The 16467-nt window shown below is 33.3% G+C and carries 8 protein-coding genes; all 8 read right to left on the reverse strand.

Annotated elements, in window-relative coordinates:
• Window positions 1-23: 23 nt before the first annotated feature.
• The 8 genes from WC614_04045 to WC614_04080 all read right to left on the reverse strand — a co-directional run bounded on the left by WC614_04045 (window position 24) and on the right by WC614_04080 (window position 16434).
• Window positions 24-4151 (reverse strand): glycosyltransferase, encoded by a 4128-nt coding sequence (locus WC614_04045; GenBank protein ID MFA5032171.1) that lies wholly within the window; start codon window positions 4149-4151, stop codon window positions 24-26.
• Between the two features lie 93 nt (window positions 4152-4244).
• A complete protein-coding gene (locus WC614_04050) occupies window positions 4245-4628 on the reverse strand; it encodes a GxxExxY protein (protein ID MFA5032172.1) in 384 nt (127 codons plus the stop codon).
• Window positions 4629-4859: 231 nt separating this feature from the next.
• Entirely contained in the window at window positions 4860-5906 is a 1047-nt protein-coding gene (locus WC614_04055; GenBank protein ID MFA5032173.1) for a glycosyltransferase family 9 protein, read from the reverse strand.
• The gene (locus WC614_04060; GenBank protein MFA5032174.1) at window positions 5896-10869 is read right to left on the reverse strand and encodes a radical SAM protein; all 4974 of its coding nucleotides are present in this window, start codon (window positions 10867-10869) and stop codon (window positions 5896-5898) included. The genes WC614_04055 and WC614_04060 overlap by 11 nt, the downstream gene beginning before the upstream one ends.
• Complete coding sequence (locus WC614_04065) at window positions 10866-11990, reverse strand: class I SAM-dependent methyltransferase (protein MFA5032175.1); 1125 nt, start codon at window positions 11988-11990, stop codon at window positions 10866-10868. The genes WC614_04060 and WC614_04065 overlap by 4 nt, the downstream gene beginning before the upstream one ends.
• A 39-nt stretch (window positions 11991-12029) precedes the next feature.
• Window positions 12030-13058 (reverse strand): class I SAM-dependent methyltransferase, encoded by a 1029-nt coding sequence (locus WC614_04070; GenBank protein MFA5032176.1) that lies wholly within the window; start codon window positions 13056-13058, stop codon window positions 12030-12032.
• A gap of 56 nt (window positions 13059-13114) precedes the next feature.
• Window positions 13115-14341 carry a methyltransferase domain-containing protein gene (locus WC614_04075; GenBank protein MFA5032177.1) on the reverse strand — a complete coding sequence of 409 codons (1227 nt, stop codon included), beginning with the start codon at window positions 14339-14341 and terminating at the stop codon, window positions 13115-13117.
• On the reverse strand, window positions 14338-16434 hold the full coding sequence (locus WC614_04080) for a methyltransferase domain-containing protein (GenBank protein ID MFA5032178.1): 2097 nt from the start codon (window positions 16432-16434) through the stop codon (window positions 14338-14340). Before WC614_04080 ends, WC614_04075 begins: the two co-directional genes overlap by 4 nt.
• Between the last annotated feature and the right edge of the window lie 33 nt (window positions 16435-16467).

Raw genomic sequence — 16467 nt, forward strand, 5'->3', positions numbered from 1 at the left:
GCTAATTTTCTGCCCATTGTTTATTAGTTATCATTTTTTAAAGTTTTATTTTCTTTAATAATCTTTACTTCTCTATTCAATCTTTCCGATTCCTGTGCAAATCTAATAGATTTATCTTTTTCCCCTATTACTCTATAGCAAGTGCTTAAAATTTTATATGCAATCACCTTTTTAAATGCCTCTGTAAGCCTTCCTTCCGATATTAACTTTTCAAGTATCTTAATCGGCTTATTAAAGTTCTTTTGCTGCATAAAAACCATAGCAAGTTGGAAATAATAATACGCCTCTTCTTCTTGAGGTAGAATAATTACTTCCGGATAAAGTGTGCCTATTCTTTCAATCCCATTTTTAAAAGAGTTTTCTGCCTCTTGATACTTTTCAAGTTTTAAATAATATTCTCCAAGAAAATAGTACGGCAATGGAGAATTTGGAATAAGCTTGCTCGCAAAAATTACATTTTCAATAGCCTTTTTGAACCCTACTTCTCCTGCACTAACAGCGCTTTCTATAAGATATTTCAATGCATCATTTTCTTTGTTTATTTTTTCCACTTTCATTTCTTTTTCTTCAATAAACTTTTTTATCCAATCTTTTCCTTCATACCAGCTAATAACCCCATCAATCCCTTTTGCATAATAATAATTTAAAATAAGGGCGTAGCAAGTCTCTAAAAGCGGATCCCTGCTGAACTTGTAACTTTCTAATTCTTTTTCTGATAACTGCTCCAGTTTGGATACAAGATTTTCGGTATATTTTACTAATTCTTCCCTGTTATAAAAATCACATAAACATCTTCTTTTCGCTTCTTCCAGACTCCACATATCGGTATGCGGACATTTATAAGACAAAATGCCAAAACTCTCCCCTACTTTTACCTGTCTTTGAATATAACTTTTCAACTCCTGTTTATGATAATGATAAACGATAGCATCGGCATTATAAACTATTCTGTATTTATTTAGGGTTAATCTTAAACCTAATTCCGAATCCTGCCATCCATATTTTAGGCTCTCATCAAACAGACCCGCTTCTTCAAAAGCGCTTCTTCTTAATGATATATTCGGGGCATAAAAATATCTAAATTCAACGTTGTCAGGAGATTCAATACTCTCATAAGCAAACTGGATATCCCTGTTTTCTATATAGTTTATAAAATGCGATTTTTCTATTTCAGAAGGCCTTTGAATATACCCTAATACCACTGTATTCTCATCCCCTTGTTGATGAGTATTTAAATGCTGCTTTATTAAATCTTTTTTTGCAATTACATCCTGACACGAAAGCAAAATGAATTTTCCCTTAGCTTCCTGTATCCCCTTATTTGTAGCAGCAGATTGACCTTTATGGGATTGTACATACTGCTTAAATTCACATGGGGCTTTTAATCCTTTAATGGCATCAATAGTCCCATCCGTAGAACCATCGTCAACTACGATAATTTCCAAATCATCGGCATTAATACCATCCTGGTTGGCAAACGAATCAATACATTTAAGTAAAATTTCTTTGTTATTATAAGAAGGAATAACTACCGATAATAGTTTTTCCTCGGGATACGTAAACTTAACTTTAATTTTATCCATTAAATCGGGTTTTATATGCCATACGGCAGTATCTTTAGCTTCTATAATCTTATATCCTTTGTTTATTATGCCCAATATAATTTCTTGCAAATTCTTACATTCCTTTGGTATAATTTCCTTTTTAATAATCATACAAGGAACATTTATGTTCTGAACTACAGTTTTTTCATTTCTGTATTTCTTATAATTTTCCCATACATCATTTTCAAATTCATATATAAAATTATACTTAAAGGGCAAACTACTAGGAATAACTATTCCAGCGTCTTTCTTCCTATTTAGGTGACTCATTAAATGTTTATCCCATCGCAATGAGACAACAACCCCACTATCCAGTATAGCAATATACTTACCCGAAGAATTTTGAATTATGTAATTTGTAATGTTTTCAAGTTCTTGCTCGTTTTCATATTTAATATAAAACTTAAAATTTCGCTCCAATTCTCTGGCAATTTTATCACTTTTTGTCGCAATTAGTATGTCTGATAATTTCTCATCCGTATTAATTACCAAATTTTCTATAGAAGTTTTCGATATTTCCGTATCCTCCGTTACAATAAAAATTATAGTAAGTTCATTTAACAAATGAGACAACAAAGAAGAATCATAAGAAACTTTAAACCTTTCCGGGTATTTTTCTTTCGGCTCGGGTAATGTATTCCCAAGGTGAATTAACCTTTTTTCTACCATTTCGACGCTATAATTATCTTTAATAAGAGCTTTCCCATTTCGAGATAGTCTTTCCCACAATTCTTTATCATTATATACTTTAATTACCTCATTAGCAAAACTCTCAGGCGTATCTGCAATTAATCCGTGTTTGCCATTTTCTATTCCAATTCCTTCCGCTCCAATTGATGTGGTAACCACCGGAATGCCATTTGCAAGCGCTTCGGTCACTTTTCCTTTCATCCCCGCCCCATAAGTCAAAGGCGCAACCGAAATGCAACAGGAGTCAAGATATACATTAGTGTCGGGTACATACCCCGTTACGATAATGTCTTCAGACTCAAAAGCTCTAACTTCCGGAGGAGGAGCATTGCCAACTATAAAAAACTTTATATCCGGTAATTTTTTCTTAATTAAAGGAAATATCTCTTTACAAAAATATAACACCGCGTCTACATTAGGAGTATGTAAAAAACCTCCTACAAACAAAATATCTCCCCTGTTTTCCCTGCCAATAAAGTCTTCCGTGATTTTATGCGTATTGGGCAAAATTCTTATATCCAAATTGGGAGATTCCTTTAAAAGCGCTTCTCTATCCGTTTCGCAAACGGTTGTGACTACATCCATTTTTTCATAAGTTGCCAACTCTTTAATTTTATTATATGTAACTTTTCTAAAAAGAGATGGAATTCCTAAAATTTCTGCTTCTCGGAGTTCTCTCATAAAATGCACATCGTGACTATCCAGCACCGTAACACTTTGTGGAGAAAATTTCCTTATAAAATCTATCCACCTGTCTGCAATATTATAAAATTCCAGAGAAACCAACTTAAATTTATTAAAGGTAAGCAATGCTTCAATTCCTTCGGGAAAAAGAGGATCATAAATTCCACTAATATGCCGCTTTAAATCACAATGAAAAACTGCTACATCCAATTCTTCCAATTTATCTACATATTTTTCATACCCGAGTAAATCTTCCACTATAAACACAACATCATAATATTTCTTTAATATATTTATTTTTTGATACAGTCTCAATCCACCAGATGAAGCGTCATACCAGGGAGGATATTCGGCAATTATTAATATTTGTTCTTTTTCTGACGGAACTTTATAAAAAGCGCTCTTATAATTACTTAAAACTTTTTCCCATTTATTAATAAACTTTTCCCTGTTAACTTCCTGGTGTTTTTTCATCCCGGATTTCACGTCCGTTCCTGCTGTTCCCCCTTCTATATGAGTAACCAGGCTTTTAGGTTGATACATTACCCTAAGTCCCGCTTCTCTACTTCTAAAACACAAATCAACATCTTCAAAATAGCAGGGACAAAACAATTCATCAAACTCACCGGTTCTATCTAAAGTACTTCGTTTAATATACATACAAGCGCCTGAAGAATAATCAATCTCTCTCTGATGATTATATTTTGGCTTATCGGGATTATCTCCCCTGCCGATATTTCGTGTTGCCCCATATCTAAAAATATTTCCTCCCCCTGCTTCATTTATAACACCGGTAGGATAAATAAACTTTGGGGCGACGATACCAATATCTTCGGAACTATAAGCGCATTCAATTAATCCTTCAAGCCATCCGTTATGAACTAATGTATCATTATTTAATAACAATATGTCATTCTTTGCATAAGTCCTCATAACCTGATTCATAGATAATACAAAACCTACATTCTCAGGGCTATTGATAACATCAACTTTATTTTCTAAACTTTCCAAATATTCTTTAGTCCCATCCGTACTCGCCTGGTCAAATACGCATATTCTATAATAAGGAGTTTTGGTATTCTTAAAAATACTTTCAATGCAATTCTTTAATAAATCAGCCCTATTCCAGGTTGGAATAGTGATTATAACCGGTCTGTTTTTATCTGGTTTCATATAATTCTGCCCTTTTTATTAAGCCACAGAATTCACAGAAGGACACAGAAAATTCCCTCGTTTATTTCTGTGAATTTCTATCTTCCGCATCTCTCAATACACCATCCTTTTTACTTCACACTTTTTCTCTCCAAAATTTAAAAGAAGTCCTACTTTTACGTTTGTAGTCTTAAGGTAATTTGATAGTTGAGATTCATTTTTGGAATTGTACTCTTTGTCTACTTTGAGTTCTACCAATACTTTTTCCTCGACATAAATGTCACAAGCAAAATCTCCAACAGGTTCTCCTTTATAATGAACACTTATAGAGAATTCACTTTTGGCTTCTATGCCTCTTAATCTAAGTTCCACAAGTAATGCATTTTTATATACCTTTTCTAAAAAGCCATATCCCAAGTTTTTGTAAACCTCAAAAGCAGCCCCAATTATCTTCTCTGTTAACTCTTTGTATAAAAATTCCTCTGATTTCTGCGTCATTCTTTAACTATAAGTTTTATTGGTTTTTTATTTGTTTAACTTTATTCATTATTATATTCTCTATTAACTTTTTGTATAAGACATTTCTGTGATTTCTGTGTCATTCTGTGGCTATAATTTTTATCTGTGACTATCCTTCTACTCCCTGCCTGACGGCAGGCAGGTGTGCAAATCTGTGTGCTAATTTTTCTGTTTTTGTTTTTCTTTTCCATTTTCTCTTTGGTCCACTCCCTATAATTTTATACACTTCTCAAGAACTTTTTCCGGCAAAATAATTGACATACAATCCTTTTCGCATTTACTTTTATAGCACCCCAAACAATCCAATTCAGGTTCAATAATCTCTCCAAGCCCATATAATTCAAACTCATTTCTGTTGAAAATATTATTCAGAAGTATTATTTTCTTTTCAAATCCTATCGCTATATGTAAAGCCATAGTGACCTGTGTAACCACAACTTCGCACACATTTACGACCCAAAGAAAATCCTTTAAACTGAAAGTCCCCCAGTATTCTGCTCCGCTTTTTGTTTTTATCCTTTTGTTTTTTTCGTCTTCCTGCGGTCCTCCCAAAAGAAGCGGAATAAAACCGGCGCTTTTTAATTTTTTAGCTAATGTTACCCAGTTTTCTTCGCTCCAGTTACGAGTTTCCCATCTCCCCCCGCATCCCGTATTTAATCCTACTATGCGACCTTTTAATTTTGGGAGTTCCGGGGACTTACCTTTAAGTTCAAGAATATATTTTTCGCCTGAGAAATTAAATCCGCAAACTTCAAATATTTCCTCAACATAATGTTTTTTATTAGCTTTTTCTATATCATCCCATAATCCCGTTAAAAACTTATGTTCGGCATCTTTATCAATAGAACTGCATTTGCCGTCTTTAAGAATAAAACCCTTTTTTATATCCGCAGAAATAAGCCTTGCAAGGGAACAAGTTTCCTTGTCTTTATCAAGATTGTAAAGTATGTCAAACTTATCTCCTAAAAGAGATACGACGTTTGAAAGCTCAAACTTCATAGGATAATCTACGATAGAAGGCAAAAGTTCCGGGAATATGCTTAACCATGTAATCTCGCTATCGGGATATATCTCTTTGAGTCTTCTTAAAATTGGAGTTGTTCTTATAACGTCTCCTGCTGCGCCAAATTTTATTATTAGAATTCTTTTTGACACCTCTTTATAATATTCACAATTGTCACAATGAACTCCCTTTTCTTTATGGAATTTACAAGGAATATCCCCTTTGTAAAACCTGCAATTAGTTTTAATTTTCATTGCCCCTTCCTTTTAGAAATGCTTCTCCTATTTGTGGCATAATGGTGCATAAAAGCCAGCAATGGCATTTCCCGCTGTTCATAAAATCCCGAATCTTAGTTGCTTTGGACGATTCCCATAATTTATCAAAAGGAGTATCTTTAACATTCCCAACTAACATCTGTTTATTCATCGGACAGAAAAAAAGGTCTCCTTGAGGATTAAACATAGCAAAATGCACTCCTGCCATACACTTCTTAAAAACTCTGGTAGGATGTAATTGATATTCAACTAAATTCGACCAGAAATATAATTGCGCAAGTAACCCTATATCGCTTGTAATTGATGTCGTTCTTTTTGCATCAATCATTTTTTTAAGTATTATTTCGATAATGCCTTGAACTTCCAATAACTTTTCCTTGCTCCATTTCGGGTCCGGCGGTAATACAAATTGAGCCGAAAATATACAATTAAGCCTATTTACAAATTCATAAACAGGCAATAGTTCCGTATAATTGTCAGGAGTAACTGTAAAATTAATATTGTAATGAATGTCTTCAAACTCTTTCTGCACTTGAGTTATTGTTCGGACTAAATTATTAAATGCATCCTTTCTGCCCCTGATTTCATTATGCTTTTCAAATAAGCCGTCAAGAGAAGACCCCAGCCAGATAGATTTTGGCTCATACTTCCTTTTTACCTCCATAAGTTTTTTTATCGTTAAATTCGCATCCATACTATTTGTCAAAATTCCAATACTCGCTTCCGGCAACTGTTCTGTTAAGCAACCGCATATTTCTACAAAATCTTTTCTCAAAAAAGGTTCTCCACCGGAAAGGACTATAGATTTAACATTTTTAAGATATTTGGAATCTCCGATAAACTTCTGAATTTCTTCAAGTGTTAATTGTTTTTTCTCTAACTCCGGGAATTTGCTGTATTTATCCCACAAATCACAAAAAGTGCATTTACAATTACACCTGTAAGTTAATTCCATATGTAGTTCTTCAGGCCCCTTCCCTAAATTTATTGCATTATCTATTTTTGGAATTCCTTTTTGAATAGTGTGGTTAATGCTCTCTAAAAGATACTTAAATGGATATCCCTTAATATTATGCTCTCTGTACAAGTCCTCTATTTCATAATACAGATTTATTAGAGAAGGGTCTATCTCTTGCGCTTTACGCAGATATGCAATTGCTTCATCTATCTTGCCTTGCATTTTGCATAAGTATCCCATATTAACGTATGCATCAATATAATCCGGTTTAATTGAAATGGATTTTTTGAAACAACTTTCCCCGTCCTGAAGCTTGCCAACAGAAACCATTGACACCCCTGTAATATCCCAGATTTCATAATCATCCGGCACGCAAGATAACAATTTTACAAATAGTAAACAGGCTTCTTGTAATTGTTGGTTAGAAGCCCATTTTTTCCCGAGTTCCAAAACCCATTTTTTTAAATCCGGGTCAATGCTTAATGCTTTTTGAAGCAACTCTTTAGGAAAATCTAACTTCCCGGTATTAAAATATAATTTACATAGAATAGAATAAACTTTTGTTGACTCAGGATGCGCTGATAAAACACTTTCCAATTTTAAAATCGCATTCTTGTAATCTCCTGAATTTATAAAGTTTTCTGCTTCATTTATTTCTTTATCAACTCCCCTTACAGACGGAACTTTTTCGTTAGCTTTTGTATCTTTCCCCGTTCCCCATTCTTTAATTTCCTTTAAACATTCTTCGTATAAATCCTGTAATCCGATTTTTTGATAGCAGAACGCAAGGTTTTGAATAATAGAGATATTGCGGGATTCTTTTTCTATGGAGTTAATAAAATATGGAATTGCTTTTTCAGGTTCTCCTGTATTAAAATAATAATTACCTATGAGATTATTTCTGTTCAGTAATCTTGGAGCAGGGTAAACACTTGGAACTTTCAAATCCCACGCAAGTTGGCAGAACTCTTCAAATCTTCTTAAACGCACTAAATAAGTATTAGAGCCATCTTTTGATTCCCAATACTCTCCTCCTTTACTAAAATCAATGTCAAATTCTTCCTGATGGTCATAAGCATAAGTCCCGGGAGCAAAGCTGCAAAATGCAGGGCAGGGATTGACAGTCCCAATATAATCTTTATTTCTTCTTAAAAACTTAAGCGTCTCTCTGAAATCTTCTTCTGTTTCCCCAGGCAAACCAAACATAAAATTAACGGCACAACTAAGGCCGGCTTTACAACCATCTCTTACTATTTTCTCAGGGTTAATATCTTTTGCCAACAATTTTCCTGCCTTTAACATTAAAGGAACTGAAGCAGTTTCCATTCCGTATCCTAATGCTACACACCCTGATTGTTTTAATTTAAGTAAAAGTTCATAAGTCATATCCTTTCTCATAATTGCCTGACCGCTCCACTGGATTTTCAGCCCATCTTTTACTATGAAATCAGCAAGTTTTTCTAACTCCTTAACACTTCCATTGACCAAACTATCCTGAAAATCAAAGAAACTTCCTTTTGGATGTTTTTTCAATTGATACAACATTTCCTTATACATATTTTCTGCCGTTCTGAATCGAAATCTTTTCCAGAAAGGACGTTCATTGCAATACACACATTTATTACAGCATCCCCTGCTTGAGATAATTGGAATTTTAAATGGTTCTTTATAATCATTGAAATCGTAATCCGAAAAATCCGGCATTGGCAAAGAATTAACGTCTTTAATTAACTCTCTATCCCCGCAATCAACCACTTCGCCATTTTTACATATAAGCGTCCCTGCACAAAAATCTACTTTCGGATTTTTAACAATTTCTTCTAAAGTAACTTCTCCTTCCCCCTGGACAATAAAGTCTACGTTTTCATCTTTAATAATTGCTTTTCCTGCTAAGTCCCTGCTTACATGGGGACCACCAAATACAATAATTATTTTGCTGTTTTTTTTCTTAATTTGTTTTGCCAGGTAAAGACTAATATATAAAGAAGAAAAATATATTGAAAATCCAACAACTTTTGCTCCACTGCCTAATATTATATCTACATAGTCATTTAAATAATTCTTATGATATTCTATAAACTCATCTACCACGGATGGATTATTCCAGAATGCAAGTGATTTTTCTAACTCCCAGACATCAGTGTATTTACCTCTTCTCAATTTATAGAGTTCTATATTCAAATCTAAGGAAAGAACTTCATACCCCTGATGTCTCACATAAGCAGTCAAACTGGCTAATGCCAGAGGCGGAGTGCTTATTCCCCATGCCGGAGCTTGAACAAGCACAACATCTGCATTCGTAATTTTATTTTTAATGTTTGCGTCCGATAAAGACGGAAAATGTTTTTTCATAATATTTTTTACCTCTATTTTCTGGTTATTATCTTTAATTTTACCGCTTTTTTCAAGTTTAAGGTATTTATCTATAATTTTATTTTTTTTGTTAAGTTCCGCATACAAGGCAGAAAGTTTATCAAATATTTCAGTATTAAACGTTTCTTTAACTAAAGACCTTTCATAATATTTAGTCGCTTCTTGATATTTCTTTTCATAAAGATAATAATCGCCTATGAGTTTATTCTCGTTAGGTAATTGTTTGAAACCCAATACTATACCTAATGACTCTAAATGATTAGTAAATTTTTGAAATCTATTTAAACGAATTACATAATTATTTTTTCCGTCTTTACTTTTCCAGTAAACAGCATTATCGTTTACTTCTATATTAAATTCTTCCGGGTGAGAATATGCATAACAGCCGGTTGTAAACCCACAAAATCCGGCGCTTGGATTAACTGAGCAATGAGGTCGTAGATAGTCAGCATTTCTTGTGAAGAAATCCAAATCGGCTTGAAAATCTTCTTCCGTATCTCCCGGGAAACCGAACATCCAATTCAATCCTATACCTAATTGCGCTTTATAGCAATCTTTGATAAACTTATCAAAATCGGCATTTTTACACAATAGTTTCCCCATTTTAAGTAATTGTCCTTTTGAAGAATGTTCCATTCCAAAACAAAGATGAAAACAGCCAGAATTATGAATTTTCTGCAATAATTCAAATGTCATTTCCGGACGAACGGTCGCTTGCCCCATCCATTCAATACCAAGATTGCTTTCTATCGCAAGGTCACAAAATTTTTCAAGGGCTTTAACATTACCATTTACCAAAGAATCAGTAAATTCAATTTTTTTTATGTTATATTTAGAAACCTGGTATTTTACTTCTTCAAAAATTTTCTCCCCTGTTCTGCTTCTAAATTTATACCAAAACACTTTTTCATCGCAATAAATACAATTATTAGGACACCCTCTTGAAGTTGTAGCCGGTAACATTACAGGCTCTTTATATAATTCAAAAGGAAAATCAGAAAAATCGGCATAAGGCAAAGAATTAAGGTCTGCGATTAATGGTCTGTCTCCACCGTAATAAATTTTTCCATTTCTGGAAAATAACACGCCTTTTATTGGGTCAAATTCTTCTCCTTTTTCAATAGCTTTGACCAATTCATATAAAGTTTCTTCCCCTTCCCCGTGAACTACGAAATCTACTTCATTTCTTAAAACAAATTCTTCTCCTTTTATGCCTCTTGCCGCATGGGGACCACCAAAAACGATAATCCTGCTCGGGTCTTTCTTTTTAATTTCGGACGCCAATACCAAACTCATTTGTTCCGTAGACCATAGTATTGTAAAACCGATTATTTTAGAGCCGGAATTTAAAATCTCATCTACGTATCTATCTATTAATTTCTTATGTGCCTTTACAAAATTGCTTACCGCTTGAATATCGCCCCAGAATCCTTCGTTTAATGTCCACGCATTTGCATATTTAGTATCCTTGAATTCATTATACAATTCAATATTAATGTCCCTCTTGTAAACTTCATAACCGTAAGATTTTAAATAAGCAGATAAACAAGCTATAGCAAAAGGAGGGCTTTGTCTTCCCCATGCAGGTGTCTGGATTAATGCTATTTTCATATTTTTTTTGCAACAACAACCATTTCAGGTCCTATGTTAATGTCAAGGTTATCTAAATATTCTATAACTTGCAAAGCAATTTTTTTGTCCTCTAGGAATAATCGTTCTTGAATAAGATTAATACAAGTCTTAAGGGGACCTCCAGTGCTTCTGGTATACAATTTCAGGATTTCAAAACCTGCTTTCTCCAGATATTTACGCATAGTATCCGGAGTAAAGTAATATAAATGATTAGGCCATGCCTTCCATTCCCATATTTTCCCCTGCGCCTTTGCCATAAAAGAATCAAAGTTAAGCGTGGTAAGCCACAACAGCCCATCGGATTTAATCGTTCTTTGCATTTCTTTTAATATCAATAATGGGTCTTTAAGATGTTCAATCACACATTGTATAGCAATTACGTCAAATTCATTAGCAGGAAACCTTGCGTCAACAAAGTTATCTCCAATAGTTATATCTAATCCAAGTTTTTCAATGGCATAATTTGCAGTTTCAGGACAGGTTTCAAAACCTTTTACTTTCCAACCTTCTTCCTGGGCGGCTTTTAAAAACTCACCATTTGCACAACCTATATCTAAAATTTTTCCTTTATGAGTTATATATTTTTCAATTTCTCTTAATTCTCCCTTTCTGGCCAAAATTCTTGTTAAAATATTATTAGATATATTTTCCATAGTCTCATCATTGAAAACACTGTAATAGCTATTCAATTCATCGTCAGATGGTAGAGGGTTATAAGCCACAAGCCCGCAAGTTTTACATCTCACTAGATTAGAAGGATTTTCTTGATATACTATTTCATAATTATTTCCCCCACAAAGATTGCAATCACTATATTCAATTTTTGCTAAATGAGACTCTTCCGTACACTCAATGTCCGGAGTTTGGCTCATTTTATTAAGCCAGTTTTCAAAATCTTTGTCAACTTTTGTTGCTCTCATTATCCATTCCGGTGGAACATCTGCCTTACCTACTTTAATACAAAGCTTACATAACATAGGGTACAACTCGTCCGTTTCAGGATATATTTCTATTAAACTTTCTAATCTAAGTATCGCTTCTGTAGAGTTCCCATTTTTCTCTAATTGGCGGATATGGTCTATTTTATCAGAGAGTGCCATAGCAAGCCTCCTTATAGTTTGTAACACATTTCTTTTTCATTATTTATTTCTAATTTCTTGCTCCAACAATGTTATTTGTTTTTCATATAATTCTTTTAATTTTTTGATATATGTTTGAAATTTTGCCGAAGTATCCAACTCGTTCTGTATTATCTTTCTTCCGCTTTCTCGCCATTTTTCAATTTCGCAAGCAACTTCAGAATTTACAAGGACTGGAGAACCATTAGCAATATGATTTCGCAACATTTTTACTTCATCAATTAAAAGTTGATTTAGGTCAAACGGGACTTTTTCTTTCTTATCCGCTTTTTCTTTCTTATCCGCTTTGACTTTATTTTCTACCTCAACTTGATTTTTATACAGAATCAAAATATATTTTTCTTCTTCCCTTGCAAACTTACACATAAACCCCAAAATTTCAGCCATTACATCAAAAGTCTTTTTTGAATAGAATGAAACATGTCCGGATTTTACCACAATATAATCCCAATCTTTGCCAACTTTTTTAAAATCCCCATACTCTTGAGTTGCAGTATTTATTAAAAGTGTCCCCCGTGGTTTCACTATCCGTAATAATTCTCTAAATTCTTTCATAGGATTGGTCAAATGCTCAGCTACTTCAACACTCAATACCGCATCAAAATAATTATCAGGGAAATGCTTCTCTACCAAAGAACTCTTGAACAGGTAATTATTTTCTTGTAGACAGGATGAGATATCAACCCCAACCATATCCAAACCGGCTTTTCTTCCAATTTTTACTGTCTCTCCTAATCCACATCCAAAATCTAAAACTTTGTGCACAGGAGCGATAGATTCTAACAATAGGTCTTTCAATCTAAGAACACAGTCCCTCGTGGTTCTCTCAAACCACGGTTCCCCATTCCAATATGCCTGACTGTAGAACTTACTTAAAGCTTCAACATCAAGATTATCTATGTAATCAGTAAACAGAAACTCACAATTTGGACACTGATAAAATCTTGCTCCTTCTTTCTCAAAGACAAAGGATGCTGTTTTTTTGCATATTTTACAGGTTTTCTCCATAGATTCAGTTCTCTTTGACATAACTTTTTTCAAGCCAATAATTCTAGTAAAATTTTATCTATTGATAATTATTACCATTACTTACTGCATATAATAAAATGTTGTTTGGAAATCTTATGTTCTTTGATTTCGCTTTTTTTATAATCTACAGAAAAACCAAATTTTTTAAGTTTTTCCAATAAATCCATTCCATAATCTCTATAAACTAATGTGTGCCCGCCATGATATACAGGCGGTAAAAGATAAACGTCTTTTTCTCCTTCCGGTTTGACTCTTATAGTTGTGATTTTTGCGGGACTTTCTATCGGTATCGGTAGCGAAAGGAAAAATTTACCAGACCGTTTAAGCACTCTAAATATCTCTCTATATCCCTTATTGTCCAATCTAACATGTTCAAAAACATCTGCCGCGATAACAATATCAAAAGAATTTGAAGCAAACGGTAGATTCTGAACATTCACATATTTACAGGAATCTATATTCTCATCAACTTTTTCAGGTATATACTCCGTATCTAAATAATCAAACTTTTGCTCTAAAATTTTACAACGGGGTCTTCCACCGCTTATTTCAAGGATTTTAAGTTTTTTATTTGACTCCCAGAATATCATCGGTTTATTTCCTTTGTCCAAACATTGAGCAAGTTGATATACAAGCATCCTATCCCTACTATGAGAACTACAATTTAAACAATTTAATCCCTGTCGCCGATATTCCAGCAGCTTAGCTTTATTGTTATACTCACAACATACAGTATTGATAAGCTCTTTTAGTACAAGGTCAGAATCTAAGAACCCTTTTGGACTACCGCAAACATTACAATAAGGCGTTTTATTCGTTTTATAATTTGTTTTAAGACAATCTATGGCTTTTTCTATCTTATTGGTATGAACATAAAGTCCGTATAAAATAATATACAATTCTTTTTGTTCAGGATAGTTAACGCAAAGGGATTTTAATCTTGTTATAGCTTCTTCTATATTGTTTTTTTCTATCAGTTGTTGAACTATAATTATTCTTTTTGAAAGTCCCATATTTCCACATTCATTATAGCCAAAATTTTTCAATACATCTTCTAATCCCGTCTCGACTTCAATCGCTTTTTTTACCCATTCTGTTGGAATATCAAACTTTTTAACGTTAATGTAAAGTTTACATATCATTGGATAGAGTTCTTTAATATCCGGGTACAATTTTAGAAGGGTTTCTAAGTTAAATACTGCCTCTTCTGATTTTCCGGTTGTAATTAATTGACGGATTTTAGTTATTTCCTCAGAAAATGTCATTGAAATATTCCTTTTCATTTCTTATTCTTAATTTCTTCCTCTAACAATCTTATTTGTTTTTCGTATAATTCCTTCAATCTTTTGATATATGATTGAAATTTCGCCGTAGTATCAAATTCGTTCTGTATAGTTTCCCTTCCCTTTATTTTTAGTTCTTCAATAAGCTTGTCTTTTTCCTTAATAATACTTTCTTTCGCTTGAATAATGTTTTCTTTTTCCTGAATAATTCTATCTTTCCCTTGGAAAGATTCATTTCTAAGTTTTTTTTCATTATTATTTTTTTCTTCTAAATACTTTATTGGAAAACCATATATTAAATGATTCATTGGAACATTTTGTTTTTCAACTTTCCCGCATACAGCGATAATATAAATAAATTTTTCAAATACTTGAAAATTCTCAGATGAATCCTTCCAGGTAGGTTGTGTATGGATCGGAAGAACCTTAAAATCTGTTGTTTGTTCTCTCTTGTTTTTTTCTAAAAACTGTTTTTCTATAATCATACCTTCAAAGTAGTCCTGCCCCCAAAAAGTTATTTCGGAAAAATATTTTTTTAGAAAAACATCAAATTCGTCAATATAATACTCATGAATATGAAAAGGATTTTTCCAGTCTTCAACGGCATCCGTATAAATTTTCTTATTAGGAGTAGAAATTATTAATATCCCATCCGTTTTTAATACTCTTTTTATTTCTGATAAATACATTTCAGGGTTTTGTAGATGCTCTACTACTTCAAAAGACACCACAACATCAAATACTTTGTCCGGGAAAGATAATTTTTCAGCATTCATTACCTTAAATTCCAGGTTTTTATTTTCATAATTAGATTTGCAATACTCTATTGTTTCTTTGGAAATATCAATTCCTGTAACTTTTTTCGCACCACTTTTCAAGAGATGATAAGAACCATATCCACACCCACAACCTGCATCAAAAACTATTTTATCTTTTACATATTGACTGGCAAACATATACCGCGTAATATGTTCAAGAAATAAACTTTCTCTCTCTGGGTTATCCGGAACCAATCTTTCTCCTGTAGATTCCATTTTTAACTTATTTTGCACTCCTTTTTGTTTAATTTTATAAGTTGCCTGACCTGCATCATTACCCTTTTCACAATTTTGTAGTGCTTGCTCGTTTTTGGTTTTTTGTAAGTTATTTACCAATTCATCATATTCTTCCATCAACCCGGGTATCTGGCAGCTATAAGAACTCACACCGTAAGATATGCAGGATGAACATATAGGATTAGATATCCGCTTTTTTGCTATCTCGTCTGTATTCATATCAAGATAATTTCCAACTATGCCTTCCGGCTCAAAAGTTCCACAACACTGAAGAACCTCGCCTTTGTAAGTAAACGCAATTTGATTGTAAAGTAAAGGACAAGGCATCCTGTATTTTTTCGCAATCTCCATAGCGGGCAACACAGGTAATAAATATTCAGAGGTTATGAATTCATCTTTATTTTTCCCCATAAAGTTATCAGCAAGAGCTATAAGCTCCTCAAATACCATATGTTTTGCATAATAGGTCGCAAAGCCAAAGCCCAAATCTTTCGCATATTTCTCCATCAATTTCATCTCCATGAGATTAGTTTTATATTTATGATAATAGATATATACATTAGTAGTTGCCCCTGTTTGTTCTTTTGCTAAGGATAAAAGGTGCATATTCATTTTCACTTTTTCAATATTTCCTCCCGCGTGAAAACGATTGTAAGTATTTTGGTACCACCCCGAAAGACTTATACAGAAGTTTTTGGGATTATATTGCATAATTTCGTAAAAATCAACCGTCTTATTTAAGTTGCTGCTAATATTAACCTCAAATTGTAAAGATTTTGCAAAACTAATCAACTCAACAAGATTTGGATGCAAGAGTGGCTCACCCCAATTATATATGTCAATATCCTTAACTTGCGGGTAGTCATTTCTAAGTTTGGAAACTATCTTTCTGAATAAATTTAGACTCATAAATGGTAACGTTTTATCATTTATTATTTTCCCTTTTCCTCTTGGGCAGGAAGGACAACGTAAGTTACAGTTTCCAACTATATCCATATGAACGGTTTTGATGTTCATAGGAGTAAAAGGTTCTTGCATTTTAAGTTGCCTCCCGCAACAGTCTCAACTACT

This window comes from bacterium (genome assembly GCA_041649255.1).
GTDB lineage: Bacteria > Hydrothermota > UBA3073 > JACQXS01 > JAQTXJ01 > JAQTXJ01.